The sequence below is a fragment of the Streptomyces sp. NBC_00775 genome (assembly GCF_036347135.1).
Lineage (GTDB): Bacteria > Actinomycetota > Actinomycetes > Streptomycetales > Streptomycetaceae > Streptomyces > Streptomyces lutosisoli.
The window spans coordinates 9,828,404-9,854,040 of sequence record NZ_CP108938.1 but is presented as its reverse complement, the minus strand read 5'-3'; the positions used below and the strand labels follow the sequence as shown (position 1 = coordinate 9,854,040).

Sequence of the window (25,637 nt, the reverse complement as noted above, 5' to 3'; positions counted from 1 at the left end):
ATGAACCTCGGAAGTCCGTACTCCCGGGACCAATCGAACGCGGCCCGAGCTAGGTGCATCGAAGTGATGCGCCGTCACCTCTGAGAGACGATGGTGATCTTGATGCCAACTATCCCTCTTTTGTGCCAACTATAAATCCTCGTCACAGCAGGCTAACGCCGTACCCGCGGCATCCCCAGACCGATCCACGAGATGATCTCGCGCTGGATCTCGTTGTTGCCGCCGCCGAAGGTGAAGATCACCGCCGATCGGTAGCCGCGTTCCAGCTCGCCGTGCAGGACCGCGCCCGCGGAGCCTTCCTTGAGGACGCCGGGGGCCGCGACGATCTCCATCAGCCAGGCGTAGGCGTCGCGGCGCGCCTCGGAGCCGTACACCTTGACCGCGGAGGCGTCCTGCGGGGTGAGCGTGCCCTCCTGGACCGCGTTCACCATCTGCCAGTTCAGGAGCTTCATCGCGTCGAGCTTGGTGTGGGTCTGCGCGAGGCGGCGGCGCACCCACGGGAGGTCGGCGACACGGCGGCCGTCGGCGAGCTTGGTCTCCATCGCCCAGCGCTGGACGTCGTGCAGGGCGCGGATCGCCATGGTGCCGTGGGCGGCGAGCGTGACGCGTTCGTGGTTGAGCTGGTTGGTGATCAGCCGCCAGCCCTTGTTCTCCTCGCCGACCCGGCGGGAGGCGGGGACGCGGATGTTCTCGTAGTAGCTCGCGGTGGTGTCGTGCGAGGCGAGGGTGTTGATGATCGTGCACGAGTAGCCGGGGTCGGAGGTCGGCACGAGGAGCATGGTGATGCCCTTGTGCGGCGGGGCGTCCGGATCGGTGCGGACGGCGAGCCACACCCAGTCGGCGGTGTCGCCGTTCGTGGTCCAGATCTTCTGCCCGTTGACCGTGTAGTGGCCGGTGGCCTCGTCGCCGTCCCGTACGGCCTTGGTCCTGAGCGCGGCGAGATCCGTCCCCGCGTCGGGCTCGCTGTAGCCGATCGCGAAGTCGATCTCGCCGGAGAGGATCTTCGGCAGGAAGTACGCCTTCTGCTCGTCCGTGCCGAACCGCATGATCGTCGGGCCGACCGTGTTCAGCGCCATCAGCGGCAGGGGCACGCCCGCCTGGGCCGCCTCGTCGAAGAAGATGAACTGCTCCATGGGGCTCAGCCCGCGCCCGCCGTACTCCTTCGGCCAGCCCACGCCGAGCCAGCCGTCGGAGCCGAGCCGCCGGATCGTGTCGCGGTAGAAGCGCTTCTGCGCCGCCGGGTCGCCATAGCGGGCGTAGGCGTTGTCCGGCACCAACTGGGTGAAATAGCCGCGCAGTTCGGTGCGCAACCGCTGCTGCTCCGGCGTGTATTCGAGATGCACGGCGCCTCCTGGCTCCCGGTGGCTGAGCTGGTTCTCCCGGTCGGACGGCGCACAGAGTAGAACGCGTTTCAGAAATTGGGAATGCCGATGACGTGTCAGGAGGACATCCGCCGGGCTCCCACGGGTCAGGAGGACGTCCGCCCTGGCCTTTCCGCCCGCACCGTCTCCCACATCGCCCGCATGGACGCGTCCAGGGAATGGCGCGGGCTCCAGCCGAGCAGCCGCCGCGCCCGGGTGCTGTCGACCTGGATCCAGTCGGCGCCACGGCTGCGGACGGCCCCCGGGTGCCCCCGTACCGTCCCCGGCGGGCGTCCGGACGCGTGGACCAGCGCGGTGACCAGGGTCCCGATGTCCAGCGCCCGGCCGGTGCCGATGTTGAACACGCCCTGGGCAAAGGGGGTTTCGGCGGCACGCACCACCGCGTCGGCGGCGTCGCGGGAGTCGACGTAGTCGCGGCACGCCTCGGCGATCGTCAGATCGATGGCCCCCGGGTCGTCGCGCAGCCGTGCGGCGAGGGAGCCGAAGAAGCTCTCGGCGGCGGGGTGCGGGCCGATGGTGTTGGTGAGGCGCAGCACCACACCGTCGAGTTCCCCGGCGCGCGCGGCGTCGAGTACCAGCCCGGCGGCCACCAGCTTGGACCGCGGGTAGGGCTGTCGCGGGTCCGGCTCCACCTCTTCGCCGATCGACGTGCCCCACGGGACGGGGCCGTACTCGTGGATCGTGCCGAGCTGCACGAGGCGCGGCGGACTCGGCGTCTTCTTCAGCGCGTCCACCAGGCGCTCCACCAACTGGACGTTGGTGGAGTGGAGTTCGTCGCCCCAGCCGAGCGTCGCGTTCACCACCGCGTCCACCCGCTCCATGGCCAGGACCTCCGCGAGCTGCTCGCTGGACGCGTGCGCGGCGTCCAGGGCCAGGAACCGGTGGGCGGCCACCTGGCTCGCGTGACGGCGGGCGATCGCGACCACTTCCGTACCGCGGGCGGCGAAGGCGGCGGCGATCTGCCGGCCCATGCACCCGGTGGCGCCGATGACGGCGACCCGTCCGACTCCCTCGGTCACCGGGCGGAGTCCGGTTCCGCGGGCCACTGCCGGCAGTCCTCGTACCGGGGCAGCATCCCCCGCGCCTCGGCCTCCGCGAGCGAGATCGCGACCGTGTCCCGCTCGGACAGGTGGAACTTCATGTCGTAGGGCCACGGCAGGCCGAGTGCCGGGTCGAGCGGGTCGATGGCCTGTTCCAGCTCGGCCCGGTAGGCGGTGGACACCAGGTACGACATCACCGTGTCGTCGTCGAGCGCCAGAAACGCGTGCCCCACACCGTCGGGGATGTAGACGGCACGGTAGGAGACGGCGTCCATCTCGACGACGTCCCATTTGCCGAAGGTCGGCGAGCCGAGCCGGATGTCGACGACCGCGTCGAGGGCGCGCCCCTGCGCGCAGTACACGTACTTGGCCTGTCCGGGCGGTGTGGTGGTGAAGTGCAGCCCGCGCAGCACACCGCGGGCGGAGCGGCTGTGGTTGGTCTGCGCGGTCACGAACCGTTCGCCGACCGCCGCGACGAACGCCTGCTCCTGCAAGGGCGAGACGAACAGTCCGCGCGCGTCCGTGTGGATCTCGGGCGTGAACTCGAAGCCGCCGGCCACGGCGAGCCTGCGTGTACGCATCCCCGTCACCTGCCCGTCGCGTCGTGGTGGGTCCGGGGCCGGGCCGTGCAGCCCGGGGCACCGAACCAGTGCCGCAGGGCGTCCTCCAGCTCCAGCAGCGCGTCCTTGCGCGGTACGCCGTCGCCGGGATCCGCCCACGCCACATGACCGTCCGGGCGCAGCAGCAGACCCGCTCCGCCCTCGGCCGGGACCGTGCCGACGCGGTGCGACCAGTCGGTGGCGAGCCCGGCCGCCTCCTGGGCCGTGCCGTCCGGCAGGAGCAGCACTCCGCGTCCCGTGCGCAGCACCGTCCGGACCTCGCCGCCGACCGCTTCCGCGAGCGGCGGGCATGGGCGGCCGAGCAGTTCGTGCTCGTAGCGGCCGGGAGACGGGGTGTAGCGGACGTCGAGGCCCGTCATCTCGTGTGCCAGCCTGCTGTTGACCTCGGGCAGCGCGAGGAGTTCCGAGAACATCTCGCGCAGCGGGTCGACCTTGGGGTCGGGGGCCATGAGCATGAGCTGCACCCTGGTCTCGCGCAGCACGCGCTCGGCGACCGGGCGGCGCTCGGAGCCGTAGCTGTCGAGCAGCCCGGGGGGAGCCCAGCCGACGATCGTCCCGGCCAGCTTCCAGCCCAGGTTGACCGCGTCCTGGAGGCCGAGGTTGAGTCCTTGCGCCCCGATGGGGAAGTGCACATGGGCCGCGTCGCCGGCGAGCAGCACCCGCCCCTGCCGGTAGGTGTCCGCCAGCCGGGTCGTGTCGGCGAACCGGGACAGCCAGCGCGGCCGGTCCATGGCGACATCGATGCCGGTGATCCGCCGTACCGTCTCGCGCAGCTCGTCCAGGGTCACCGGGGTGTGCTCGGAACCCGGCTCCGGCGGGGTGAACTCCGTGGTGAGCACGCGCGTCACCCCGGGCTGGAGCGAGATCGCCATCAGCAGGCCGCGGGGGGTGCGCATGGTGCCCGGCACTCCGTTGGGCAGCTGTCCGGGGTCGGCGAGCTCCACGTCGGCGAGGAGCGCGCGCACCGTGGGCGCCGAGCCGCTGAAGCCGATGCCGGCGAGCTTGCGGACCGTGCTGCGCCCGCCGTCGCAGCCGACCAGGTAGTGCGAGCGCAACCGGTAGGTTCCCTCGGGCGAGTCGACCTCGCCCACGACGTCGGAGGGGGTGGCGTCGAGCCCGGTCAGCGCGTGCCCGCGGCGGATCTCCACCCCGCACGACAGGGCGTACTCCTCCAGCAGCTCCTCGGTGCGCGCCTGCGGGATCAGCAGGGCGTACGGATGCTCGTTGTGCAGGTGTCCGAAGTCGAGCAGCGGTTCCAGGCCGGCGAAGTGGGCTTTGGGCCAGGTGCGGTTGCCCTCCATGAACCGGCCGAGCAGGCCCCGCTGGTTCAGTACGTCCAGCATCCTGGCCTGCATACGGAAGGCCCTGGAGTGGCCGCTCGGCTCGGTCAGCCGCTCCAGGAGGACCACGCGGGCACCTCCGAGGCGCAGTTCGGCGGCGAGCAACAGGCCGACCGGACCGCCTCCCACCACGACGACGTCGGTGTTCATCGAACCTCCAAGTCCCTGTGCGGCGTATGCCCGTTGTCCCCGTGCGGCGGCGTTCGCGGCTCGTCGTCCAACAGGGCGGGGTCGGGTGCCATCGGACCGGCGACCAGACACAGGCCCGCCAGCCGTGTGCACAGGCCCCATCCGATGCGGCGCCCGACCGCGCGGGCGAAGTCGAGGTCATACCTGGCGGTGCGCATGTCCCTCACCCTTCCGGGGGCTACTGGAGCCGGGGTGGAGGGCCCGTCGATCAGCCCCGCGACGCCATCGACCGTGAGTCGAGGGGGGCTCCAGCACGCTGCCCGAGCCTGGGTCGCGGACGACCGTCGGCAGCAGAGGATCGGATGGCAGTGACGAAAGGAACCCGCACCCCCCAGGTACTCGTGGCGGGGGCCGGCCCGGTGGGGCTCGCCCTGGCCTACGAACTCGCCCGCCGTGGAATCCCGTTGCGTCTCATCGACGCCAAGGACGCGCCCGCGACCACCAGTCGCGCCGTCGCCACGCATCCGCGCACGCTGGAGGCGTACGACCAGATGGGTCTGGTCGAGGAGATGCTCAAGCGGGGCCGGGAGATCCGGGCCTTCACCCTCTTCCAGGACGGCCGTCGGCTCGCCCGCCTCGACGCGGACTACTCGACCATGCCGACCCGCTTCCCGTTCACGCTGGCCATCGAACAGACGGCGACCGAGGAGGTGTTCCGCGACGCTCTCGCGGATCTCGGCGTGGTCCCGGAGTGGGGCACGAGCCTGGAGCGGATCGCACGCGACGACGACGGGGTGACGGTCGTACTGAGCCACACCGGCGACGACGAGACGGTCCGCGTCCCGTGGCTGGTCGGCTGCGACGGCGGCCACAGCACCGTACGCCGCTCCCTCGAACTCCCGCTGATCGGCGAGGCGAACCAGACCTGGCTGCTCGCCGACGCGCCCATGACGAGCGAACTGCCGCCCAACAGCATCTACTGGGTGCGCACCGACGGTGGCACGCTGATGGCGGTGCCCCTCGCCGACGACCGATGGCGGCTGCTGGACACCGCCGAGACCGACTACGACGGCGACCCCGACCATCTCGCGGCGCGCTTCGAGCGCAAGCTCAGCCAGGGCCTCGGCCACCAGGTGCGCATCGGCACGCCCAGCTGGGTGTCGGTCTTCACGGCCCAGCAGCGCATGGTCCCGAACATGCGGGTCGGCCGCTGTCTGGTCGCGGGCGACGCCGCCCATGTGCACAGCCCGGCCTCCGGCCAGGGCATGAACACGGGCATCCAGGAAGCCGTCAACCTCGCCTGGAAGCTGGCCATGGTCATCGAGGGACATGCCCGCGCGGAGCTGCTCGACAGCTACACGAGCGAGCGCGTGCCGGTGGGTGAGGCGCTCCTGGAGTCCACCAAGAAGGCCACCCAGATGATCGAGCTGCGCAGCCGGTTCACTGACCTCGCGCTGCCCGTGATCTTCGGGGTGGTGAGCCGGGTGGCCCCGATCCGCAAGCGGATGCAGCGGGAGATGCTCGGCGGGATGTCCGGCCTGCTGCTCTCGTACGCGGATCGCACCCTCACCGCCCCGGACGGCCACGACGGCAGCGGCCCCCGTCCGGGCGCCCGGCTCACCGAGGTCACCGACTCCGATCTCACGGGCACCGGCTGGCCCGCACTGCTCGCGGCGCTGCGCCGGCCAGGCTGGCTGCTGCTGGCGGCCGCCTCGCCCGGCGACCCCGCCGTCGCGGAGACGGTCCGCCGGGCGCGCGTCGCGTACGGGTCCTGGCTGTCGGTGCTGAGCGTCACCGAGGCGAAGTCGGCCACGGAACCCGAGGTGATCCCCGACGGCGACGGGCGGGTGTCCGACCGGCTCGGTCTGTCTCCCGGCGGATGGCTCCTGGTCCGCCCCGACGCCTATCTGCTCGCCCGCGGGCCCGCCCTGTCGCCGGCCGCGCTGTCCGACGCGCTCGGCCGGCTGCCGCTCGCCCGTCCCGTCTGAGGAGCCCTGATGGATCTCGGACTGACCGACCGGGTCGCCCTGATCACCGGGGGGACCCGGGGCATCGGCGAGGCCACCGTGCGCGCCTTCGCCGCCGAAGGCGCCCGCGTCGCGCTGACGTACGCCGGCTCGAAGGACAGGGCGGCCGATCTGGCCGTCGAACTCGGCGGCCCGGAGCGGGCCCTGGCCGTCCGCTACGACCTGGCCGACCCCAGCTCGGTCGAGGACCTGGTGCCGGCCGTCGAGCGGCACTTCGGCGCGGTGGACGTGCTCGTCGCCAACGCCGTGCGGCGGCCCGCGGGGCGCCCCGGACCTGGCTTCGAGCATCTCGACCCGGCGGCCTGGACCGCGTATCTCGACAACAATCTGACGGCGACGATCCGCACCGTGCAGACCGCGCTCGCCGGGATGCGCGCACGCGGCCACGGCCGGATCGCGCTGATCTCCTCGCACCTGACGGCCAAGGGGCAGGCGGGGCAGGAAATCTACACGGCGGCCAAGTCGGCGCTGCACGGCTTCGCGCTCAGTCTGGCCCGCGACGCCGGACCCGACGGCGTCCTGGTCAACGTGGTCAGCCCGGGGCTCACCACGACCGAGGGCGCCCTGCGGCACTTCCCCGCGGCCGTCCTGGAGAAGGCCGCCGCCGCACTGCCGACCGGGCGCCTCGGCAGCCCGGAGGAGGTCGCCAGGACTGTCGTCTTCTACTGCTCGGCGGCCAACGAGAACATCACCGGCGAGCTGGTCTCCCTGGTCGGGCGCGGGTGACCCCACCCACGCCCGGTCCCTCGCCGCGGGCCGCCCGCCCGCACTCACCGTGGAAGGAACACCAGTGGTCAACACCCAAGCCCCCGTGGGCGAATCGGTCGTCGTCGAGGCGCCGGCGAAGGTCGTCCTCGACCTGATCGCCGACCCCGATCCGCTGCACTACCTCTCCCCCACCATCGTCTACGCCGACCGGGTCACCGCCGGCCCGGCCCAGGACCGGGTGACGGTGTGGACGATCACCGAGACCGAGCAGGTGTGGTCCCGCACCCAGCAGCGCACCCTCGACCCCGACGGCCTGCGGGTCGCCTTCGAGGACACGCCCGAATCCGCCCTCGCCGGGGTGCGGGGCGAGTGGCTGCTGCGCGCGGTGTCGGACGACAAGACCGAGATCGAGCTGAAGCAGGACACGAGCGCGCTCACCTCCCCCGAGGCCGTCACCCGGGCCGAGGAGGCACGGTCCGATCTGCTGTCCACGGTGGCGTACGCCGCCGCGAACCGGCAGGAACTGTCCGACCTGGTCGTCGACTTCCGTGACCCGCTCTTCGCCGCGGGGTCCGCCGAGGACGCGTACAAGATCCTTTACGAGGCCGATCGCTGGCCCGAGCGGCTCGCGCACGTCTCCCGGATCGACATGACCGAGGAGGTGCCGGGCATCCAGTTCTTCGACATGGACACCACCACGTCCGACGGCGCCCCGCACACGACCCGTTCGGTGCGGATCTGCTTCCCGCACTCGAAGATCATGTACAAGCAGATCGGGCTGCCCGCGCTGCTGGCCGCGCACACCGGGCACTGGCTGTTCACCCCGACCCGCGAGGGAATCGTCATCGAGTCCCGGCATGTCGCCGTCATCAAGCCGTCGGCGCTGTCGATCCTCGGCGAGGGCACCACGGTCGAGGACGCCCGCCGCTATCTGCGCCGGGTGCTGAGCACCAACTCCATGACCAATCTGCGGCTGTCCAAGGAGTTCGCGGAGGAGCAGGCGCGTGCGTGAGCCCGTCGAGCGCCTGGACGACCTGCCGCGGCGCGCCGCCGAGAACGACCCGGACGGTGTGGCCGTCCGCACGGACCGCGGCGACGCGCTGACCTTCGGCGAGCTGGAACGGCGGGTGAGCGGCTGCGCGGCGCGGATCCGGAGCCTGGCGGGCGGACCCGGCGTGGTCGTCGCGATCACCTCCGTCCTCCATCCCGACTTCGCCGTGGCGTACTTCGGGACGCTGCGCGCGGGCAATGTCGTCGTGCCGGTCAACCCGTTCCTGCGTGCGAAGGGCCTGGAGGCTCTCGTCGCCGCGAGCGGGGCCCGGCTGGTGCTCACCACACAGGAGATCGCCGGCCAGCTCGGCGGCGGGGTGCCCTCGCTGGACATCGGCGACCGGGCACTGTGGGACACCGAGCCGCTCACGGACGTACCCGCCGTCGGTCCCGACGACATCGCGTCCGTGCACTTCACCAGCGGTACGACCGGCGATCCGAAGGGCGTGCGGCAGACACACCGCAACCTGGCGGTCAACGCGGCGCAGACCGTGCACGCCCACGGCCTCGACAGCACCTCGGTGACGGTCAACCACCTGCCCACCTACCATCCGATGCATCTCAACTCGGCACTGTTCGCGGGTGCCGAGCAGGTGCTGGCCACCGATCCGGACCTGGTCGCGTCGCTGCGGACGGCGAACGAGGCGCGGGCCACCCGGTACTACAGCCTGCCGATGCGGCTCAGCCGGCTCGCCGTGCGTCCGGACCTCGCGGAGCTGCGCCTGGAGACCGTACGGGCCGTCTTCTCCGGCGGCTCCGCGCTGCCGGTGCCGGCGGCGCGGACGCTCGGCGACCACTTCGGGATCCCGGTCCTCCAGGGGTACGGGCTCGCCGAGACCGCGCCGATGACCCACTGCGGGAGCCGCACCCACCCGAAGGACGGTTCCTGCGGGCCGCCGGTCCCGCTCACCGAGTGCCGGATCGTGGATCTCACCACGGGCAAGGCCCTCGGCCCCGGCGAGCGGGGCGAGATCCAGGTGCGCGGCCCGCAGTTGATGAAGGGGTACCTGGGTGAGCCCGACGGGGCGGCCGTCGACGCCGAGGGCTGGTTCGCCACCGGGGACGTCGGCCAGGTCGACGAGGACGGCTACTTGTTCGTCGTCGACCGGCTCAAGGACGTCTTCAAGTGCGACAACTGGCTGGTCTCCCCCCAGGAGATCGAGCAGGTGCTGCTCGCACATCCCGCCGTCGCGGACGGTGTGATCGTCGACCACCCGGACGAGTTCAGCGGTGCCGTCGCGGTCGCTCTCGTGGTGACCCGTCGCCCCGAGGAGCAGGAGGCCCTCGACGCGATCGCCGCGGACGTCAACTCCGGCCTGCCGTACTACCGGCACATCCGGCACATCCGGGCGGTCCCGGAGATCGCCCGGTCCGGCGGGGGAAAGGTACGCCGCCAGGATCTGCGCCGGCTCTTCGAGGATCTGCTCGTCACGAGCGAGTGAAGCCCGTCCACCCTTGCCCCAGTTAAGGAGTACGACCATGGTGACCCTGATCAACAAGTTCACGGTGACGGGCGAGATCGACGCGTTCCGGCGCGCCATCGCCGAGGTCAGCGCCTATATGCAGGCGCAGCCGGGCTTCATCAGCCACGAGGTGTACCGCTCGATCGGCAAGCCGAACATCTTCGTGGAGACCGCCCACTGGGACGACCCCGACTCGCACAAGAAGGCCGTGCAGAGTGACGAGTTCCGCAGCCGCGTACGCGGCCTGGCCGGGCTCGCCACGCCGGACGCCGACCTGTACACCCCGGTCGGCGACGACCACTGACGTCACGCGAAGGGGCCCCCGGGAGATTCCCGGGGGCCCCTTCGGCATCACGTCCCGCTCACCCGGGCGTGCTCACCCCGTCCTTGGTGACCCGCCGCCGGCTCACCTTGAGCTCGCCCGCCTCGCGGACGAGGACGTCCTCGCACACACAGCTCATCTTCACCGAGGGCTCGCCGCCCACCAGCGTGCCGATGATCAGCGCGTAGCACCTCACGTGCAGCGAGCCGTCGGCCGCCGCCTCCACGGCGAGCATGCCGTGCCAGTGCCGGCGCACCTCGCCCGCGGCCACCAGCGCCTCGTGCGTGGAGCGCACGGCCTGCGCGAGGGCGGACCGTCCGACGACGGGTTCGGGCCGGTGCTCCGGCGCGAACTCCCCGTCCTCGGTGAAGGTCTGGGCCCACTCGTCGGCCCTGCCGCTGTCGAGGAGCTGCATGTGGCGGGCGTAGAACTGCTGCACCTCGGTGTAGAGCGCCTCCTGCACGGGCGCCGTGTCGAGCGTGGTGTCGGTCATACGGTCCTGCCTTCGTGATCGGGTGCCGACAGTGCGCTGAGCCCGCGAGGAGGCTCAGCGGAGTTCGTAGGTGAGGTTCAACGGGGCTTGCACTCCAGGACCGCCCAGTCGCCGACGGCCGGCTCGCAGTCCAGCTCGAATCCGCCGGCGGCGAGCAGCTCGCGCCATTCGTCGAGATTGCGCTCACGGCCGCCCATCACCACCAGCATGTCCACGTCCAGGAACTTCGCGGTGTCCCAGGTGTTGCCGGGTGCCACGACCTGTTCGAGGACGAGCAGCCGCCCGGCGGAGTCGCCAATCGCCTCGCGTATCCGGCGCAGGATCTCCACGGCCTTGTCGTCGGGCCAGTCGTGCAGCACGGTCTTCAGGACGTACGCGTCACACCCGGCCGGAATCGGATCGGTGAAGAAGTCGCCGCCGACCACGTCGACCCGCTCGGCCACCTCCCGTTCGCCGAGCAACTCCCCGGCGGTGTCGGTGACTTGGGGGCGGTCGAACAGGACACCCCGGATGCCGGGGTGGCGGCGGAGGATCTCGGCGAGGAAGTAGCCACGGCCGCCGCCGACGTCGGCGAGGACGGGGAACCGTGAGAAGTCGACGCGGTCCAGGTAGAGCCCGCCGAGCCGACGGCTGATGGTGGTCATGGCGTCGTCGAAGACCTCGCCGGCCTCCGGGTTGGCCTGGAGGTACTCCCAGAAGGACATGCCGTTCGCCGCGTCGAAGCCGGGACGGCCGGTCCGCGCGGAGTGCAGGATCGACCCGAACGAGCCCCAGAAGAAGCCGGATCCGTCGAGCAGCACGGCGTCCCGCACCCCGTCGGGCAGGTCGGTGCGCAGCCCCTCGGCGATCGGGGTGAGGGCGAACTGCCGCCCGTCGAGCTCCTGGAACACGCCGAGCAGCGCGGCACAGCGCAGCATCCGGTAGAGCGCGGCCTCGTCGGCACCGACGGCGTCGGCGAGTTCGGTGACCGTGCGCGGGCCCTTGATCAGCTGGTCGGCGACATTGAGTTCGGCCAGCGCGTACACGACCGCGGAGAACCGCTGGCCGTTGGCGAGGAGCATCAGCCGCTGGCGCGTCGAGACGTCCGGCCGGTCGACGAAGGAGTACGCCGTCTGGGTTTCTTGGGTCATGTGCGTCAGCCCTCGTTGTCGTCGATGAAAGCGACCGCGCGGGTCCAGCCGGCTCCGGCGCCCGCGATCTTCACGGGGAAGCACGAGAGGGTGAAGCCGTGCCGGGGCAGCCGGTCCAGGTTGGCGAGGCGCTCGATCTGACAGAACTCGCGGTCGCGGCCCGTGAAGTGGGCGGGCCATAGGACCGACCGGTCCCCGGTCTTCTGGTAGCGCTGGAGGATGTCGCCGAAGGGCGCGTCCAGGCTGAACGCGTCGGTGCCGATGACCTTCACTCCGAGGTCGAGCAGGAGGTGCACGGCGGGTCCGTCGAGTCCGGCGAAGTTCGTGAAGTATTTCTCCGTACCGGCCCACCGGTCGGCTCCGGTGTGCAGGAGCACGATGTCGAGGGGCGCCAACTCGACGCCCACCCGGTCCAGTTCGGTTTGTATCCGGTCGGCGCCGACGGCGCCGGGTGCCGCGTCGGTGAGGTCGAGTACGACGGCGGGGCGGTGGAACCACTCCAGGGGAAGCTCGTCGATCGTGCGCGGCGGGCCCTCACGGTAGGAGGCGCGGGTGCCGTAGTGGGCGGGCGCGTCGATGTGGGTACCGGTGTGGGTGGTGAGCCGCAGCGTGTCGATCGACAGCAGTTCGCCGTCGTCGAGCACGCTCGGATCGAATGCGATGCCGAAGTGCTCACGCATCTCCTCGGCCATGTGCCGGGCGCCCTCGGCCGGTGTGATCACCTCGTGGGTCACCGGTTCGGGCTCCCAGCCCCGGGCGTCGACGGGTGATGACAGATCGACCAGTCTCATCCGCGATCACTCCTTCTGGTTGACGGTGAAGAGGTTGTCGGCGACCCGGATGCCCGGGGCCCCGAAGGCGATCCGGTTGGTGAACTTGGTGCCGATCGGGGTGCGCATCACGACACGGGCGAGCTTCGGCCGCAGGAAGGTGGCCAGGCTGTCGGCGGAGAGCATCATCCGGCTCTGCACGGCCTGGAACTTCATGACCGCATTGATGTGCGGCCTGCGGATCCGCTCGAACTCCGCGAGGCGCCCGGCGCTCATGTCGCCGTCCGCGACGGCGGCGAGCAGGATCGGGTGGAGCAGCGCCGCGTCCTGCACCGCGAGGTTGATGCCCTGGGCGCCGAGCGGACCGTGCGTGTGCGCGGCGTCGCCGATGAGGACGAGGCCGTCGCCGGTCCAGCGTTCGGCGGCGGCGCCGAACACGTCGAGGAGCGAGACGTCGGCGAAGCTGTGCAGGGTGCCTTCCACCCGGTCCGCGAACTGCGGGGTCGCCGCGGCGATCCTGCGGCGCACCTCGCCGATGCCCAGCGGGGCGAGCTTCTTCCACTCCCCCTTGGGCAGGGTCCAGCCCATCTGAAGGGCGCCCGGGTGCGAGTCGTAGGCAAGCACCGGATTGCCGCCCGCACGGTTCACCATGACCTCGCCGAGGGGCTCCTCGGCGGGCAGCCGGAACCAGACCACGTCCTGGTCGAAGACGTCCTGGCGGACGTGGTCGATCCCGGCGAGCCGGCGCACCTGCGAGTGCCGCCCGTCCGCGGCGACCACACAGGCGCCGCGGACCGTGTAGGTGACGTCATGGGCCTTGGCGTACACACCGCGCACGGCCCCGCCCTCACGGATCAGGCCGTTGACCCGCGCCACCAGATAGCGGAAGCCCGGGAACTCCTGGCACCTGTCGAGGAGTTCGGCGAGCAGGTGCGCCTGGGGCAGACTGAGCAGGTAGTTGTACGGCGGCTGGAGCTTGCGGTACTCGAAGGCCATCAGCACCCGCCCGTGCTCGACGAGCCGGAACCGCTCCAGGACGTGCGCGCCGCGGTCGGTGGCGCCCTTGAGGACGCCGATCTCGTCGAGTACGGCGAGGCCGCCGGGCTGGAGGATCTCGCCGCGGTACTCGCGGCTGAGCGAGGAGCTGCGCTCGACGACGGTGACGCGCGCTCCGGAGCGCAGCAGCAACAGCGCCAGGGTCATGCCCGCGGGGCCACCGCCGACGATGCAGATGTCGGTCTGTTCTTCCGTCTGCTCCTCCGTCTGCTCTGCCGTCTGTTGTTCTTCCGTCTGCTCTTCCATGTCGGTCTCCTGTCAGGCCAGCAGGCTCAGGCCGCCGTCGGCGGAGACCACATGGCCGGTGATCCACTGGGCCTCGGGCAGACAGAGCAGCGCCACGGTGTCCGCCACGTCCCTGGGTGTCGCGAGGCGTCCGGCGGGGGTGCGGGCGCCGATCGCGCGGGCGACCTCCGGGCGCGTGGTGTCGGCCCCCTTGTCGAGCTTGGAGGCGGAGACCGCGTTGACCGTGATGCCGCGGCCCGCCAGTTCCACCGCCACGAACCGGGTCAGGCTCTCCAGGGCCGCCTTGGCGACCCCCAGGCTGACCATGTGGGGAGCCACACCGCGGGCGACGCTGGCCGACACGACGATGATCCGGCCGCCCTCGGACATCAGGTCCGCGGACGCCGCCGCGGACGCCGCGAGCGGCACCACCGCGGTCGCCGTGTCGGCGTACACCTCCCGCAGGCGCATGCCGAGCGTCGGCATGGGGTGCGCCGAGGCGGCCGAGTGGACCAGGAGGTCGAGGCGTCCGTGCCGCTCGCGCACCTCGCGCATCAGCTCGGGCAGCGTCGAGGCCCGGCGCGCGTCGGCGCGCAGGGTCGCCAGGCTGCCCGGCGTGTCCTTCAAGTCGGCGAGCAGGGCCTCGGCGTCCGCCTCCGAGTGGGCGAACGTGGCGATGACGTCGCAGCCGGACACGGCCAGCTTCTCGGTGACGGCCCGGCCCACTCCGCGCGTTCCGCCGATGACGAGGGCGCTCTTGCCCTTCAGGCCGGGCAGCGGTGGTACTTCGCTGCGCGTGTGCGGTTCCGACACGGTGCACTTCCTCTCGCTGTCCGGGCCGCCGCGGGCTGCCTTCGGCAGACGGGCCCAGCGGGTGAGTTGAGTGCTGTCACCGTGTCCCAGGACGGTCGATCGTCGCTGGAGCCGGGGCGGAGCGCGCCGGGAGCGGTCGCGCCCTAGGCCCTGTCGTCAAATTCCCGTCTGCCGGGCGACGCCTAGCCGGCCGGCGGCCGCTTCGACCGGCGGTCCAGTTCCCGTCTAGGGGAGTTGACGATGCTGCTGTCATGACAGCTCCCGCTCTCGAAGCCGTGACGAACCTCCGCAGACTCGCTCTCGCCGCCGGTCACGCGGCCGCGCTCCGCGCCGCGGCGCAGCTGGGTGTCGCCGACGCACTCGGCGAGGAACCCGCGACCGCCGCCGAGCTGGCGCGCGCGGTCAACGCCGAACCCGGCACGCTCGACCGGCTGTTGCGCGCGCTCAGCTCGCAGGGCGTGTTCACCGCCCAGGGCGACCGCTACGCGCACACGCCGGTCTCCCGACTGCTGCGCACCGACACCCCGCGCAGCCTGCGCGACATGGTCCTGTGGGCCACTGAACCCTGGACATGGGACGTGTGGCCGCACCTCGCCGACGCCGTACGCACCGGCAAGGGCGGTTTCAGCGAGGCACACGGCAAGGACTTCTTCACCTATCTGTACGAGGACGCGCCGGAGTCGGCCGAGGTCTTCAACCGGGCCATGACACAGGCCAGCCGGCTCTCCTCGGCGGCGATCGCGGAGTCGCTCGACCTGCGCGGCGACCTCACGGTGGTGGATGTCGCCGGCGGCCACGGCGACCTCATCGCGACCGTCCTGGAGCGCGATCCGTCCCTCCAGGGCGCCCTGTTCGACCTGCCCGGTGTGCTCCCCGACGTCGACCCGCGGCTGCGCGAGGGCGGTGCGCTGCACGACCGCTGCCGGCTGGTGGCGGGCGACTGCCGGGACTCGGTGCAGGTCGAGGCGGACGTCTTCATCCTGAAGAACGTCCTGGAGTGGGACGACGCGGGCACCGTGGCCGCGCTGCGCAACGTGGCCGCCTCCGCCCGTCCGGGCGGGCGGGTCGTCGTGATCGAGAACCTGGTCGACGGAAGCCCGGAGACGGGGTTCACCACGGCCATGGACCTGCTTCTGCTGCTCAACGTCGACGGCAGGAAGCACCTGCGCCAGAGTCTGCTGCGCCTGGTGGAGGAGGCCGGTCTCACCGTGACCGACGTCCGGCCCGTCGGGCCGTATCTGCACATGATCGACAGCCGTGTTCCCGAACGCCGGGACACCGGTAGCTGACGGCCGCGGGAAGACAACAGCCGTCCACCTCCGTCCGGGGCTCCACGCCCCGGGCGGAGTGCGCCCGGCGAGCATTTATTACTTTGCGGTATCCGAAAGCTGATGACGCCAATAAATCGTGCGCGAGCTATTTTCCCGGTTGCCTTTCAAGAAATATTCAGTGGGAAACGCTCGACGCCACACGGTCGAGAATCGCCAGGGAGTCTGCCATGGGGTCGAAGCACAGCATCGCGTGCTGCAGGCCCCGTATGCGTGGGGACGGTTCGAGACCCAGGTCGGTCACCAGACGGTGCCGGTACTGGTGGAACGAGTCGAGCGCGGCGGACAGCCGGCCGGCCCGGAACAGGGCCAGCATGTGCTTGACGCGGATCCCCTCGTGCAGGGGGTAGCTGCCCACCAGGACGGTCAGTTCGCTCTGCACCTCACGGTGCCGGCCGAGCCGCAGGTTGGCCTCGATGCGCATCTCGGTCGCCGCGAGCCGGCTCTCCTCCAGGCCGCAGATCTGCGGATAGAGCAGCGGCCCCGGGCGTACGTCGCTCAGTGGGGCGCCACGCCAGAGTTCGAGCGCGCGGGACAACTGCCCTTCGGCCTTCTCGTTGTCGCCCTGTTCCAGGAACTTCTGTCCCTGCTCGACCAGGGTTTCGTACGCGCTGAGGTCGTGTTCGGTCTGGTCGGCCTGCAGGAGATACCCCGGGACCCTGGTAACGAGCGCGTCCGACGGAGGCTGGCCCATATCCTGTGAGATGTCCCGGAACATGCGGCGCAACTGCAGGACGTACGTCTGGAGCGTCGTGGACGCGCTGCGCGGTGGGCGCTCGTCCCAGAGCTCTTGGATCAGGGACGCCGTGGACACCGCACGGCCGGGCTCGAGCATCAGCATCGCCAGCACACTGCGAGGCTTGGGTGCCGTCAGGATTTCCGCCACTTCGACATCATCGATGGTTAACGTACCGAGCACTCCGAGCTTCATCTTGCTACCCCCAGGATGGCCAAAAACAACTTACCCCCGCAGTCAGTGCTGCTAAGGCGATCCGAGACGAATCAGATTATCACGAGAAGACATCAAGAACATGGCTTACTCGCGAGTTTAAGATCAGGACTGCAGGCAGGAATGCGCTGGACCTAATTAACCAGCGCCATGCTTCAAACGTGGACACAGTCCGTTACCGTTATTGCCCCTCCCTTTGAACAAAGCTTTGACCTATGCGCCACTCAGGGTGATCCACATACCAGCGAACAGTCTCGGCCAGTCCTTCGTCGAAGGGGATGCGAGGAGTGAAACCGAGCGCGCGCAGCTTGCCGGCGTCGAGGCTGTAGCGACGGTCGTGGCCCTTGCGGTCCACGACGTGCTCCACCATGTCCCAGCCGCGGCCGCAGGCTTCGAGCAGGCGCTGCGTCAGCTCACGGTTGGTCAGTTCGGCGGTGCCCGCGATGTGGTAGACCTCGCCGGGCGCACCGCGTTCGGCGACGAGCTGCACGCCACGGCAGTGGTCCTCGACGTGCACCCAGTCGCGGATGTTGCCGCCGTCCCCGTACAACGGCACCTTCCGGCCCTCCAGCAGCCTGCTGATGAAGAGCGGGATGACCTTCTCGGGGAACTGGCGCGGCCCGTAGTTGTTGCCGCAGCGGGTGATCGACACGGGCAGGCCGTGCGTGACCGCGTAGGCACGGGCCACCAGGTCGCCGCCGGCCTTGGACGCCGCGTAGGGCGAGCGGGGCCGGAGCGGGGCGTCCTCGTCCCACGAACCGGTGTCGATGGATCCGTACACCTCGTCCGTCGAGACCTGAACTATGCGCGGTGTGCCCGCCTCCAGGCAGGCCTGGAGCAGGGTCTGGACACCGAGCACGTTGGTCCGTACGAATTCGGCGGCGCCGGTGATGGAACGGTCGACATGCGATTCCGCGGCGAAATTGACGACCACATCTTGGCCAGGTATCACCTTGCCCAGCAGCTCGGGATCGCATAAATCTCCCCATACGAGCTCGCACCTTACATCGTCCAAATTGGCTGGATTTCCGGCGTAGGTCAGTTTGTCGAGAACCGTCACCTCCGCATCGACATATGCGGGATACTCCCCGGCCAGCACGGCGCGCACATAGTGCGAACCGATGAAACCGGCGCCGCCGGTGACCAGAATCCGCGGGCCGCTCATGACGCGATCTGCACTCGGCTGCGGTCCCCGAGGACGAGGCGGTGGGCGCTCGGCGGTTCGGGGGTGCGGGTGATCTCCACGTCCTGGCCTATCAGCGAGGACTCCAGAGGCCGCACCCCCGTGATCGAGGCGCGCGGCATGACGATGGAGTCACGGATCCAGCTGTCGGCAATGCTGCAGTCCTCGGCGATCGAGGTGTAGGGGCCGATACGGGAGTTGGTTACGGTCGCGCCGGAGCCGATCACAGCGGGGCCGACGACCACGGAGCCGGTCACGCGCGCCCCGGGCTCGACGACCACCTGGCCGTTGATCTCGCTGTCGCGCACGATCCCGGCGCTGGACGGTTCCAGGGATCGCAGCACCAGGCGGTTGACCTCCAGCATGTCGGGCACGTTGCCGGTGTCCTTCCAGCAGCCGGTCATGACGGCGGCCTCCGCCCGCAGATCGTGGTCGATGAGCCACTGCACCGCGTCGGTGATCTCCAGTTCACCGCGGGCCGAGGGCTCCACTTCGGCGACCGCCTTGTGGATGGCCGAGCTGAACAGGTAGACGCCCACGACGGCGAGATCGCTCCGTGGCCGGCGGGGTTTTTCCTGAAGTCCCGTCACCCGGCCGTCGGCGGACACCTCGGCGACGCCGAACTGCCGGGGGTCGTCGACCTGCGCGAGCATGATCTGCGCGGCGGGCCGCCGCTCCCGGAAACGCTCCACGAACTCGGTGATGCCGTCGAAGACGACGTTGTCGCCCAGATACATCACGAAGTCGTCGTCCCCGAGGAAGTCGCGGGCTATCTTCACTGCATGGGCCAGACCGAGCGGCTCCCGCTGCCACAGATAGGAGACCTCCAGGCCGAACCGCGAGCCGTCGCCGACGGCGGCCTGGATCTGGGCACGGGTGTCGCCCACCACGATGCCGGTCTCCGTCACCCCCGCGGCGGCGATCGCTTCCAGACCGTGGAACAGCACCGGCTTGTTGCCCACCGGCACGAGCTGTTTGGCCAGCGTGTGGGTGATCGGCCGCAGCCGGGTTCCTGAACCGCCGGAAAGCACGAGCGCTTTCATGAGCTGAACCTTCCCTACGAGGCGTTCGGTGGTTTCACCTGTGCGGGACCCAGGTCCTGGGTCCCTCGGGCGGCCGGTCCCGGCTCCAGGAGCCGGCCGACGAGCCCGGTGTCGTGCCGGGCCGTGCTGAACTCGTCGCTGTCGACGACCGAGCGGAGGAAACCCGCCGTGGTACGCATGCCCTTGCCGTCGACACGGACCTCGTCCAGGGCCCGGCCCATCCGGGCCAGCGCGAGCTCCCGGTCGGGTGCCCAGACGGTGACCTTGGCGAGCAGCGGGTCGTAGAAGACGGAGATGCGCGAGCCTCGGCGCACATGGGTGTCCACGCGCACGAACGGGCCCGAGGGCAGGGCGAGTTCGTCGATGACTCCGGGGGTCGGTGTGAACTCCCGGTCGACGTCCTCGGCGTTGATGCGGCACTCGACGGCGCAGCCGCGGGGCGCGATGTCCTGCTGGCCGATCCGCAGCGGATGGCCCGCGGCGACCCACAGCTGCTCATGGACCAGATCGATGCCCGTGACCAGTTCGGTGACCGGATGCTCCACCTGGATACGGCAGTTGACCTCCATGAAGTAGAAGCGGCCGCTGCCGTCGTAGAGGAACTCGAAGGTGCCCGCGCCCACATAGCCGGCGGCCTTGGCGCCCTGGACGGCGTGTTCCGCCATCGCGGCGAGGACCTCCTGGTCCAGGCCGGGTGCCGGGGCCTCCTCGATCAGCTTCTGGTGGCGGCGCTGCACCGAGCAGTCGCGCTCGCCGAGGTGGATGACGTTGCCGTAGCGGTCGGCGAGCACCTGGATCTCGACATGCCGCGCGGACTGCAGATAGCGCTCCAGATAGACCCTGCCGTCCCCGAAGACGGCGGCGGCGTGACGCCGGGTCTCCCGGTAGACGGCGGGGAACTCGTCCGCGCCGTACGCCACTCCGATACCGCGGCCGCCGCCGCCCGCGACCGCCTTGACCACCACGGGAAAGCCGATCTCGGCGGCGAGCGCCTCGGCCTCGCGGGACGAGGAGACGGGGTCCAGGGTGCCGGGCAGCAGGGGCAGCCCGGCATCGGCCATGAGGGCGCGGCAGGTGGACTTGTCCCCCAGCGCCTCCATCACCTCCGGGGGCGGGCCGATGAAGGTGATGCCCTCGGCGGCGCACACCTCGGCGAAGTCGGCGTTCTCGGAGAGGAATCCGTAGCCGGGGTGGATGGCGTCGGCCCCGGTGCGCCGGGCGGCCTCGATGACGGCCGGGATACTGAGGTAACTGGCCTGGGCCGCTCCGGGGCCGATACGGACCGCCTCGTCGGCGTACCGTACGACTTCGCTGTCGGTGTCCTCGGTGGAGTACACGACGGCGACCCGGATGCCCAGTTCCCGGCAGGCGCGCGCGACGCGCAGCGCTATCTCACCCCGGTTGGCGATGAGGACGGTGCGGAACACGGCGCCTCACCGCCCGTCGGCCGGGACGAGAGAGCACAGCGGGTCGCCGTACTCGACCAGGGCGCCGTTGGGCTGGAGGAACTCGTCGATGACGCCGTGCCGGTCGGACTCGATGGGGATCATCAGCTTCATCGCCTCGACGAGGCCCACCTGTTGGCCGGGCACGACCGTGTCCCCCTCGGTCACGAAGGGTTTGGCGCCGGGTTCGGGCGCCCGGTAGAAGACCCCGACCGTCGGGGCGTGGATGTGGTCGAGCGGTGGCTGTCCGGCCGGTGCCGTGGCACTCGGGGCCGGTGCGGCCGACGCGGGAACGTCGGGTGCCGGTGCGGCGGCCGCCGACGGGGCCGCGTTCGGCCAGTCCATCTCGATGGTGACCGGGCCGACGGACACGCGGACCGCGGAGGGCGGAACGGGAGCCTCCGACAAGAGCTCGATCATGCTCGTCTTGGCGGCCTCCAGAACCGTGGGAAGGGTGTCGGGGCGTCCGTCGCTCATCAGAGCGTCGAGGGTGGCAACGCTGTCGGGCGTGGGCATCTCACTACCTCTCTGGTACCGGGCGGTCGGGCGGTGTCTGGCTTCCGAACACGCGGAACCGGGCCCGCCGCCTGGCCAGCAGTTGATCGGTGGTCAGCTCTGTCAGTTCTTCGAGCAGCGGCCGTACAGCTCCGGCGAGGCGCTCCGCCGTGGTCCGGTGATCGCTCTGCGCACCACCCTCGGGTTCGGGGACGACTCCGTCGACGACCCCCTGAGCAAGCAACTCCCGTGCGTGCAGCCCGAGTTCGCGGGCCGCGAGGGGGGCCGCGTCCGGGTCGCGCCACAGGATCGCGGCGCATCCCTCAGGGCTGATCACCGAGTAGACGGCGTTGCTCAGTGCCAGCACCCGGTCGGCGACCGCGAGCCCGAGAGCGCCTCCGCTGCCGCCCTCCGAGACGATCACGGTGACGATCGGCACGGGCAGCCCGGACATCAGCCGCAGGTTCTCGGCGATGGCCACGGCCTGGCCGCCGCGTTCCGCCTCGACGCCCGGGTACGCGCCGCTGGTGTCGACCAGCGTGAGCACCGGGATGCCCACCTTGGCTGCCAGCCGCATCAGCCGGGCGGCCTTGCGGTAACCGGCGGGCACCGGCATGCCGAAGTTCCGCTCCCGCAGCGCCGCCGCGGTGTGTCCCTTCTGCTGGCCGATCACCATCACGGGCCGGCCGCCGAACAGACCGACTCCTCCGACCGTGGCCGGGCAGTCACCGCCGAGCCGGTCGCCGTGCAGTTCCTGGAAGTCCTCGACGAGCAGGCCGATGTAGTCCAGGGCGGTGGGGCGTTCGAGGTTCCTGGCCAGCCGGACGGCCCGCCAGGGGTCGAGGTCGGGGACCTGTTCCGGGTCGGTGAGCAGGACGGAGTCCGGCGTGTGGGGCTCCTCCTGCTCGACGTGCTCCGCGGGACCCAGCGCGCCCAGCAGCCGGGTCAGGGTCGCGCGCAGCTCACCGCGCGGAGCGACCACGTCGACCTGGCCGTGCTCGCGCAGGAACTCCGCGCGCTGGAAGTTCTCCGGCAGCCGCTCGTTGATGGTGCGCTCGATGACGCGCGGTCCCGCGAAGCCCATGCGGGCCCCCGGCTCGGCCACGATCACATCGCAGAGCGTGGCGAACGAGGCGGCCACTCCCCCATACACCGGATCGGTGATGACGGAGACCGTGGCGAGGCCGGCCTCGTCGAGGGCGAGCAGGGCCTGGCTGGTCTTCGCCATCTGCATCAGGGAGATCAGGCCCTCCTGCATCCGGGCGCCGCCGGACGCGCAGACGATGATCAGTGGCCGCCGCTCGGTGAGGGCCGTCTCGGCCGTGAGCGTGATGAGTTCACCGACGCCGCCGCTGAGGCTGCCGCCCATGAAGCCGAACTCCATGGCGACGAGGGCCACCTCGACACCGCCGATACGGCCGCGGACGGCGATCGCGGCGTCGTCGAGCCCCGTGCGTTCCCGGGCCTCGGCCAGCCGCTCGTGGTAGGGCCGGGTGTCGGTGAAGCCGAGCGCGTCGTCGGTGGTGCGCGGCGCGCTGAGGAGGTCGGCCGACCCCGGGTCGAGAAGCTGATCGAGTCTCTCCCGCGCCGACAGCCGCCGGTGGTGGCCGCACTCCGGGCACACGCCGGCCGACCGGGCCAGCCGCTTGGCGTAGACGGGGCGCCGGCAGTGGTCGCACAGCCACCAGGCGGCGGCCACCGCGGTCGTGTCGGCGGGGGCGGTCATGAAGTCGCGGCGATCTGGCGCCTGGCCAGTTCGAGGAGCCTGCCCGGCGTGCCGACCTCGTTGACCTCGTCGTCGGTCAGGTCGACGCCGTAGTCCCGTTTCAGCCTGGCCGCGGTCTCCAGGACGGCCAGCGAGTCGTATCCGAGGTCGGCGAAGAGGACGTCCGCGAACTCCCCGTCGAGATCGGCGCTCTCGCCTTCGCCCGCGCACTCGCGCAGGATGCGGGCGAGTTCGCCAAGGGTCAGCTCTGGCATGGCATTTCTCCTCTGGATTGCTGAGCGGGGCGAGGCTCAGTGGGACGCGCCCACGACCATCGCGGAGTTGAAGCCGCCGAGGCCGCGGGCGACGACCAGCACGGCGCCCATACGGAGCTCCAGCGGCCGGTCGACGATCACCTGGAGCCCGTACCGGGGCGACGGCCGGGTGTGCGCCGCCGGGGGAAGGACGCCGTCGCGCAGGGCGAGCAGCGCGGTCGCGACGTCCAGTGGTCCCGCGCCCGCGCACAGCCGGCCGGTCAGCGTCTTGGGGATGGCGACCGGGAGCTCGCGCTCACCGAAGACCGCGGTGAGCGCGGCGGCCTCCGCCCGGTCGAGGTGCGGAATGCCGGCCGCGTCGGCGAAGACGGCATCGATGTCATCGGGTGCGGCACCGGCGTCGGCGAGGGCGAGTTCGATCGCCCCGCGCAGCGCCGACGTGTCGTCGGCGGGTGCGGTGCCCGGCTTGGGGTCGAAGGTGGCGGCGTATCCGAGGAGCCTGCCGTGGACCTGGGGAGCGTGGCGTTTGCGGGCGGCCGCCTCGTCCTCGACGACCAGGATCGCGCCGCCCTCGCCCGGGACGAAACCGGCGGCCTCCTCGTCGAACGGGCGGTACGCGAGTGCCGGGTCCTGCGCCGCGCTCAGCTGTCCGGTCGCGGTCTGGGCGATCCAGCCCCAGGGGCACAGGGATCCGTCGACCGCGCCGGTGACCACGGCGTTCAGGTCACGGCGCAGCAGGCGCCGGGCCTGGGCGAGGGCGTCGAGGCCGCCCGCCTCGTCGGCGACCAGCACTCCGCTGGGGCCGCGCAGGCCGTGCCGGATCGAGATCTGGCCGGTGTTGACCGCGTAGAACCAGGCGAAGGACTGGTACGCGCTGACGTACTCGGGTCCCTGGCGCCACAGGTTGTCGAGTTCCTGGTGCCCGAACTCGAAACCGCCCGCGCTGTTGGCGGTGACCACGCCCACGCCGTACTCGGGCAGTTGCCCGGTGTCCAGGCCGGCGTCACGGATGGCCTGGTCGGCGGCGACGAGGGAGAGCCGGGTGGAGTGGTCGGTCTGGGGGATCAGCCGGCTGGGCAGATGGGCGGCGGGGTCGAAGCCGCGGATCTCGCCGGCCAGGGTGGCACGGTAGCGCTCGGGGTCGAAGCGGGTGATACGGCCTATGCCGGAGCGGCCCGCGAGGGCGGCGCTCCAGTACTCCTCGGTGCTCAGACCGTTCGGCGCGACGACTCCGATGCCCGTGACGACGGCTGCGTTCACCGCTGCGCCCGACCGGGCCGGGTGAGCACCATCGCGCTCTGGAAGCCGCCGAATCCGCTGCCGACGCTGAGGACGACGTCGAGCCGCGCCTCACGTGCGACCAACGGCACATAGTCCAGGTCGCATTCCGGGTCCGGCTCGTGCAGATTGGCCGTCGGTGGAACCGCGCCGTTCTCGATGGCGAGCGCGCAGGCCGCGAGTTCGACGGAGCCGATCGCACCGAGCGAGTGGCCGATCATCGACTTGATGGAACTGACGGGCGTACGGCGGGCGTGGTCGCCCAGCGCCTTCTTGAACGCGGCGGTCTCGTGCCGGTCGTTCTGCTTGGTGCCGGAGCCGTGCGCGTTGATGTAACTCACCTCGTCCGCCGTCACCCCGGCCTCCACGAGGGCCGTCTCGATGGCGGCGGCCATCTCCTTGCCGTCCGGGCGCAGCCCCGTCATGTGGAAGGCGTTGCACCGTGAGGCGAACCCGCCGACGCCCGCGTACACATGGGCGCCGCGGGCCTGTGCCCGCTCCCGCTCCTCCAGGACGAAGACCGCGCAGCCCTCGCCGAGCACGAAGCCGTTGCGGCTGCGGTCGAACGGGCGGGAGGCGGTGGCCGGTTCGTCGTTGCGGGGCGTGGTCGCCCTGATCGCGTCGAAACAGGCGACGGTGATGGGTGAGATGGGCGCGTCGGTGCCGCCCGCGATCATGACGTCGGCCGAGCCCTCCTCGATGAGCCGTACGGCGTGGCCGACGGCGTCGAGTCCGGAGGTACAGCCCGTGGAGACCACGGAGCACGGGCCCTGCGCGCCGACGGCCCAGGCCACCTCGGCCGCCATCGAGCTCGGCACGAAGTAGTCGTAGAGGTGCGGGACCGCGAGGTCCGGGTCGACGAGCCAGTCACGGCCGCCGTGGCTGGCGACGACGTACTCGCGTTCCAGGCTGGTGGTGCAGCCGACGGCGCTGCCGATGGTGACGCCCGTGCGGTAACGGTCGAGTTCCCCGGTTTCGAGGCCGCTGTCGCCCACCGCTTCGCGGGTCGCCACCAGCGCGAACTGGGTGGCCCGGTCGAGCCGGCCGGCCTCCTCGGCCGTGAGGCCCTCCGTCTCCGCGTCGAAGTCGCACTCGGCGGCCACGGTCGAACGAAAGGGCGAGGCGTCGAAATGGGTGATGGTACGGGTCGCGGTGCGGCCGGAGACCAGCAGGTCCCAGAACGGTTTGCTGCCGATTCCGCCTGGAGCGACCACGCCGACACCCGTTATCACTACGTCTCGGGCCATGCTGTTCATCCCCCGATATCTGAAGTGGATCCGGCTTTCCATGCGGTGCCCCGAAGCATTCGGGGCACCGCTTGAGGCGACCTCGAACGCAAGTAGAAGGCCCGCCTCCCGGTTCGATTCG

25 protein-coding genes are annotated in these 25,637 nt (G+C 70.9%); 6 read left to right on the top strand and 19 right to left on the bottom strand.

The window, feature by feature from the left end; translation table 11 throughout:
- Positions 1 to 152: 152 nt before the first annotated feature.
- The 5 genes from OIC96_RS43770 to OIC96_RS43750 form a co-directional block, all read right to left on the bottom strand.
- Entirely contained in the window at positions 153 to 1,343 is a 1,191-nt protein-coding gene (locus OIC96_RS43770) for an acyl-CoA dehydrogenase family protein (protein ID WP_330302486.1), read from the bottom strand.
- Positions 1,344 to 1,468: 125 nt separating this feature from the next.
- The gene (locus OIC96_RS43765; protein ID WP_330302487.1) at positions 1,469 to 2,401 is read right to left on the bottom strand and encodes an NAD-dependent epimerase/dehydratase family protein; all 933 of its coding nucleotides are present in this window, start codon (positions 2,399 to 2,401) and stop codon (positions 1,469 to 1,471) included.
- Complete coding sequence (locus OIC96_RS43760; protein ID WP_330302488.1) at positions 2,398 to 3,003, bottom strand: dTDP-4-dehydrorhamnose 3,5-epimerase family protein; 606 nt, start codon at positions 3,001 to 3,003, stop codon at positions 2,398 to 2,400. The genes OIC96_RS43765 and OIC96_RS43760 overlap by 4 nt, the downstream gene beginning before the upstream one ends.
- 5 nt (positions 3,004 to 3,008) lie before the next feature.
- Complete coding sequence (locus OIC96_RS43755) at positions 3,009 to 4,532, bottom strand: FAD-dependent monooxygenase (RefSeq protein WP_330302489.1); 1,524 nt, start codon at positions 4,530 to 4,532, stop codon at positions 3,009 to 3,011.
- Positions 4,529 to 4,729: a hypothetical protein gene (locus OIC96_RS43750; RefSeq protein ID WP_330302490.1), complete on the bottom strand. Its 201-nt coding sequence runs from the start codon at positions 4,727 to 4,729 to the stop codon at positions 4,529 to 4,531. The genes OIC96_RS43755 and OIC96_RS43750 overlap by 4 nt, the downstream gene beginning before the upstream one ends.
- A 144-nt stretch (positions 4,730 to 4,873) precedes the next feature.
- Here OIC96_RS43750 and OIC96_RS43745 point away from each other — a divergent pair, with 144 nt between their 5' ends.
- The 5 genes from OIC96_RS43745 to OIC96_RS43725 all read left to right on the top strand — a co-directional run bounded on the left by OIC96_RS43745 (position 4,874) and on the right by OIC96_RS43725 (position 10,063).
- The gene (locus OIC96_RS43745) at positions 4,874 to 6,499 is read left to right on the top strand and encodes an FAD-dependent monooxygenase (protein WP_406501312.1); all 1,626 of its coding nucleotides are present in this window, start codon (positions 4,874 to 4,876) and stop codon (positions 6,497 to 6,499) included.
- Between the two features lie 9 nt (positions 6,500 to 6,508).
- Positions 6,509 to 7,264 carry an SDR family NAD(P)-dependent oxidoreductase gene (locus OIC96_RS43740; RefSeq protein ID WP_330302492.1) on the top strand — a complete coding sequence of 252 codons (756 nt, stop codon included), beginning with the start codon at positions 6,509 to 6,511 and terminating at the stop codon, positions 7,262 to 7,264.
- A 64-nt stretch (positions 7,265 to 7,328) separates the two neighbouring features.
- A complete protein-coding gene (locus tag OIC96_RS43735; protein WP_330302493.1) occupies positions 7,329 to 8,258 on the top strand; it encodes an SRPBCC family protein in 930 nt (309 codons plus the stop codon).
- On the top strand, positions 8,251 to 9,738 hold the full coding sequence (locus OIC96_RS43730) for a class I adenylate-forming enzyme family protein (RefSeq protein ID WP_330302494.1): 1,488 nt from the start codon (positions 8,251 to 8,253) through the stop codon (positions 9,736 to 9,738). Before OIC96_RS43735 ends, OIC96_RS43730 begins: the two co-directional genes overlap by 8 nt.
- A gap of 37 nt (positions 9,739 to 9,775) precedes the next feature.
- Entirely contained in the window at positions 9,776 to 10,063 is a 288-nt protein-coding gene (locus tag OIC96_RS43725) for an antibiotic biosynthesis monooxygenase family protein (protein ID WP_330302495.1), read from the top strand.
- 58 nt (positions 10,064 to 10,121) lie between these two features.
- Here the strand turns inward: OIC96_RS43725 and OIC96_RS43720 are convergent, their stop codons facing one another.
- The 5 genes from OIC96_RS43720 to OIC96_RS43700 form a co-directional block, all read right to left on the bottom strand.
- Complete coding sequence (locus OIC96_RS43720) at positions 10,122 to 10,574, bottom strand: nuclear transport factor 2 family protein (protein ID WP_330302496.1); 453 nt, start codon at positions 10,572 to 10,574, stop codon at positions 10,122 to 10,124.
- A 77-nt stretch (positions 10,575 to 10,651) separates the two neighbouring features.
- Positions 10,652 to 11,704 carry a methyltransferase gene (locus tag OIC96_RS43715; RefSeq protein ID WP_330302497.1) on the bottom strand — a complete coding sequence of 351 codons (1,053 nt, stop codon included), beginning with the start codon at positions 11,702 to 11,704 and terminating at the stop codon, positions 10,652 to 10,654.
- Between the two features lie 5 nt (positions 11,705 to 11,709).
- On the bottom strand, positions 11,710 to 12,495 hold the full coding sequence (locus OIC96_RS43710) for a cyclase family protein (RefSeq protein ID WP_330302498.1): 786 nt from the start codon (positions 12,493 to 12,495) through the stop codon (positions 11,710 to 11,712).
- A 6-nt stretch (positions 12,496 to 12,501) separates the two neighbouring features.
- Positions 12,502 to 13,776: an FAD-dependent monooxygenase gene (locus OIC96_RS43705; RefSeq protein ID WP_330302499.1), complete on the bottom strand. Its 1,275-nt coding sequence runs from the start codon at positions 13,774 to 13,776 to the stop codon at positions 12,502 to 12,504.
- A gap of 12 nt (positions 13,777 to 13,788) precedes the next feature.
- Entirely contained in the window at positions 13,789 to 14,568 is a 780-nt protein-coding gene (locus tag OIC96_RS43700) for an SDR family oxidoreductase (RefSeq protein ID WP_330302500.1), read from the bottom strand.
- Positions 14,569 to 14,819: 251 nt separating this feature from the next.
- Between OIC96_RS43700 and OIC96_RS43695 the strand changes: the two genes are divergently transcribed.
- On the top strand, positions 14,820 to 15,857 hold the full coding sequence (locus OIC96_RS43695; protein WP_327426479.1) for a methyltransferase: 1,038 nt from the start codon (positions 14,820 to 14,822) through the stop codon (positions 15,855 to 15,857).
- A 157-nt stretch (positions 15,858 to 16,014) separates the two neighbouring features.
- On the opposite strand, the gene OIC96_RS43690 is transcribed toward OIC96_RS43695, so the two are convergent.
- The 9 genes from OIC96_RS43690 to OIC96_RS43650 all read right to left on the bottom strand — a co-directional run bounded on the left by OIC96_RS43690 (position 16,015) and on the right by OIC96_RS43650 (position 25,516).
- On the bottom strand, positions 16,015 to 16,782 hold the full coding sequence (locus OIC96_RS43690) for an AfsR/SARP family transcriptional regulator (protein ID WP_330302501.1): 768 nt from the start codon (positions 16,780 to 16,782) through the stop codon (positions 16,015 to 16,017).
- Between the two features lie 244 nt (positions 16,783 to 17,026).
- Positions 17,027 to 18,010 carry a dTDP-glucose 4,6-dehydratase gene (gene rfbB, locus OIC96_RS43685; protein WP_330302502.1) on the bottom strand — a complete coding sequence of 328 codons (984 nt, stop codon included), beginning with the start codon at positions 18,008 to 18,010 and terminating at the stop codon, positions 17,027 to 17,029.
- Positions 18,007 to 19,071: a glucose-1-phosphate thymidylyltransferase gene (locus OIC96_RS43680; RefSeq protein ID WP_330302503.1), complete on the bottom strand. Its 1,065-nt coding sequence runs from the start codon at positions 19,069 to 19,071 to the stop codon at positions 18,007 to 18,009. Before OIC96_RS43680 ends, rfbB begins: the two co-directional genes overlap by 4 nt.
- Positions 19,072 to 19,085: 14 nt before the next feature.
- Positions 19,086 to 20,498, bottom strand: a complete 1,413-nt coding sequence (locus tag OIC96_RS43675; RefSeq protein WP_330302504.1) for an acetyl-CoA carboxylase biotin carboxylase subunit — start codon at positions 20,496 to 20,498, stop codon at positions 19,086 to 19,088.
- Positions 20,499 to 20,504: 6 nt separating this feature from the next.
- Complete coding sequence (locus OIC96_RS43670) at positions 20,505 to 21,032, bottom strand: acetyl-CoA carboxylase biotin carboxyl carrier protein (RefSeq protein WP_330302505.1); 528 nt, start codon at positions 21,030 to 21,032, stop codon at positions 20,505 to 20,507.
- A 4-nt stretch (positions 21,033 to 21,036) separates the two neighbouring features.
- Positions 21,037 to 22,737, bottom strand: coding sequence for an acetyl-CoA carboxylase carboxyl transferase subunit alpha (gene accA / locus OIC96_RS43665; protein ID WP_330302506.1), 1,701 nt, complete (start codon positions 22,735 to 22,737; stop codon positions 21,037 to 21,039).
- A complete protein-coding gene (locus OIC96_RS43660) occupies positions 22,734 to 22,991 on the bottom strand; it encodes an acyl carrier protein (RefSeq protein ID WP_330302507.1) in 258 nt (85 codons plus the stop codon). Before OIC96_RS43660 ends, accA begins: the two co-directional genes overlap by 4 nt.
- Positions 22,992 to 23,027: 36 nt before the next feature.
- Positions 23,028 to 24,251 (bottom strand): ketosynthase chain-length factor, encoded by a 1,224-nt coding sequence (locus OIC96_RS43655; RefSeq protein WP_330302508.1) that lies wholly within the window; start codon positions 24,249 to 24,251, stop codon positions 23,028 to 23,030.
- On the bottom strand, positions 24,248 to 25,516 hold the full coding sequence (locus OIC96_RS43650; protein WP_330302509.1) for a beta-ketoacyl-[acyl-carrier-protein] synthase family protein: 1,269 nt from the start codon (positions 25,514 to 25,516) through the stop codon (positions 24,248 to 24,250). The genes OIC96_RS43655 and OIC96_RS43650 overlap by 4 nt, the downstream gene beginning before the upstream one ends.
- Positions 25,517 to 25,637: the final 121 nt, after the last annotated feature.

Bases quoted from the DNA above. Each gene is read 5' to 3' on its own strand.
- OIC96_RS43720 (WP_330302496.1), bottom strand. From the start codon at position 10,574: ATGACCGACACCACGCTCGACACGGCGCCCGTGCAGGAGGCGCTCTAC.
- OIC96_RS43715 (WP_330302497.1), bottom strand. From the start codon at position 11,704: ATGACCCAAGAAACCCAGACGGCGTACTCCTTCGTCGACCGGCCGGAC.
- OIC96_RS43670 (WP_330302505.1), bottom strand. From the start codon at position 21,032: ATGCCCACGCCCGACAGCGTTGCCACCCTCGACGCTCTGATGAGCGAC.
- OIC96_RS43650 (WP_330302509.1), bottom strand. From the start codon at position 25,516: ATGGCCCGAGACGTAGTGATAACGGGTGTCGGCGTGGTCGCTCCAGGC.
- OIC96_RS43705 (WP_330302499.1), bottom strand. From the start codon at position 13,776: ATGGAAGAGCAGACGGAAGAACAACAGACGGCAGAGCAGACGGAGGAG.
- OIC96_RS43745 (WP_406501312.1), top strand. From the start codon at position 4,874: ATGGCAGTGACGAAAGGAACCCGCACCCCCCAGGTACTCGTGGCGGGG.
- OIC96_RS43725 (WP_330302495.1), top strand. From the start codon at position 9,776: ATGGTGACCCTGATCAACAAGTTCACGGTGACGGGCGAGATCGACGCG.
- OIC96_RS43760 (WP_330302488.1), bottom strand. From the start codon at position 3,003: ATGCGTACACGCAGGCTCGCCGTGGCCGGCGGCTTCGAGTTCACGCCC.
- OIC96_RS43680 (WP_330302503.1), bottom strand. From the start codon at position 19,071: ATGAAAGCGCTCGTGCTTTCCGGCGGTTCAGGAACCCGGCTGCGGCCG.
- OIC96_RS43695 (WP_327426479.1), top strand. From the start codon at position 14,820: ATGACAGCTCCCGCTCTCGAAGCCGTGACGAACCTCCGCAGACTCGCT.
- OIC96_RS43750 (WP_330302490.1), bottom strand. From the start codon at position 4,729: ATGCGCACCGCCAGGTATGACCTCGACTTCGCCCGCGCGGTCGGGCGC.
- accA (WP_330302506.1), bottom strand. From the start codon at position 22,737: ATGACCGCCCCCGCCGACACGACCGCGGTGGCCGCCGCCTGGTGGCTG.
- OIC96_RS43755 (WP_330302489.1), bottom strand. From the start codon at position 4,532: ATGAACACCGACGTCGTCGTGGTGGGAGGCGGTCCGGTCGGCCTGTTG.
- OIC96_RS43660 (WP_330302507.1), bottom strand. From the start codon at position 22,991: ATGCCAGAGCTGACCCTTGGCGAACTCGCCCGCATCCTGCGCGAGTGC.
- OIC96_RS43710 (WP_330302498.1), bottom strand. From the start codon at position 12,495: ATGAGACTGGTCGATCTGTCATCACCCGTCGACGCCCGGGGCTGGGAG.
- OIC96_RS43740 (WP_330302492.1), top strand. From the start codon at position 6,509: ATGGATCTCGGACTGACCGACCGGGTCGCCCTGATCACCGGGGGGACC.
- rfbB (WP_330302502.1), bottom strand. From the start codon at position 18,010: ATGAGCGGCCCGCGGATTCTGGTCACCGGCGGCGCCGGTTTCATCGGT.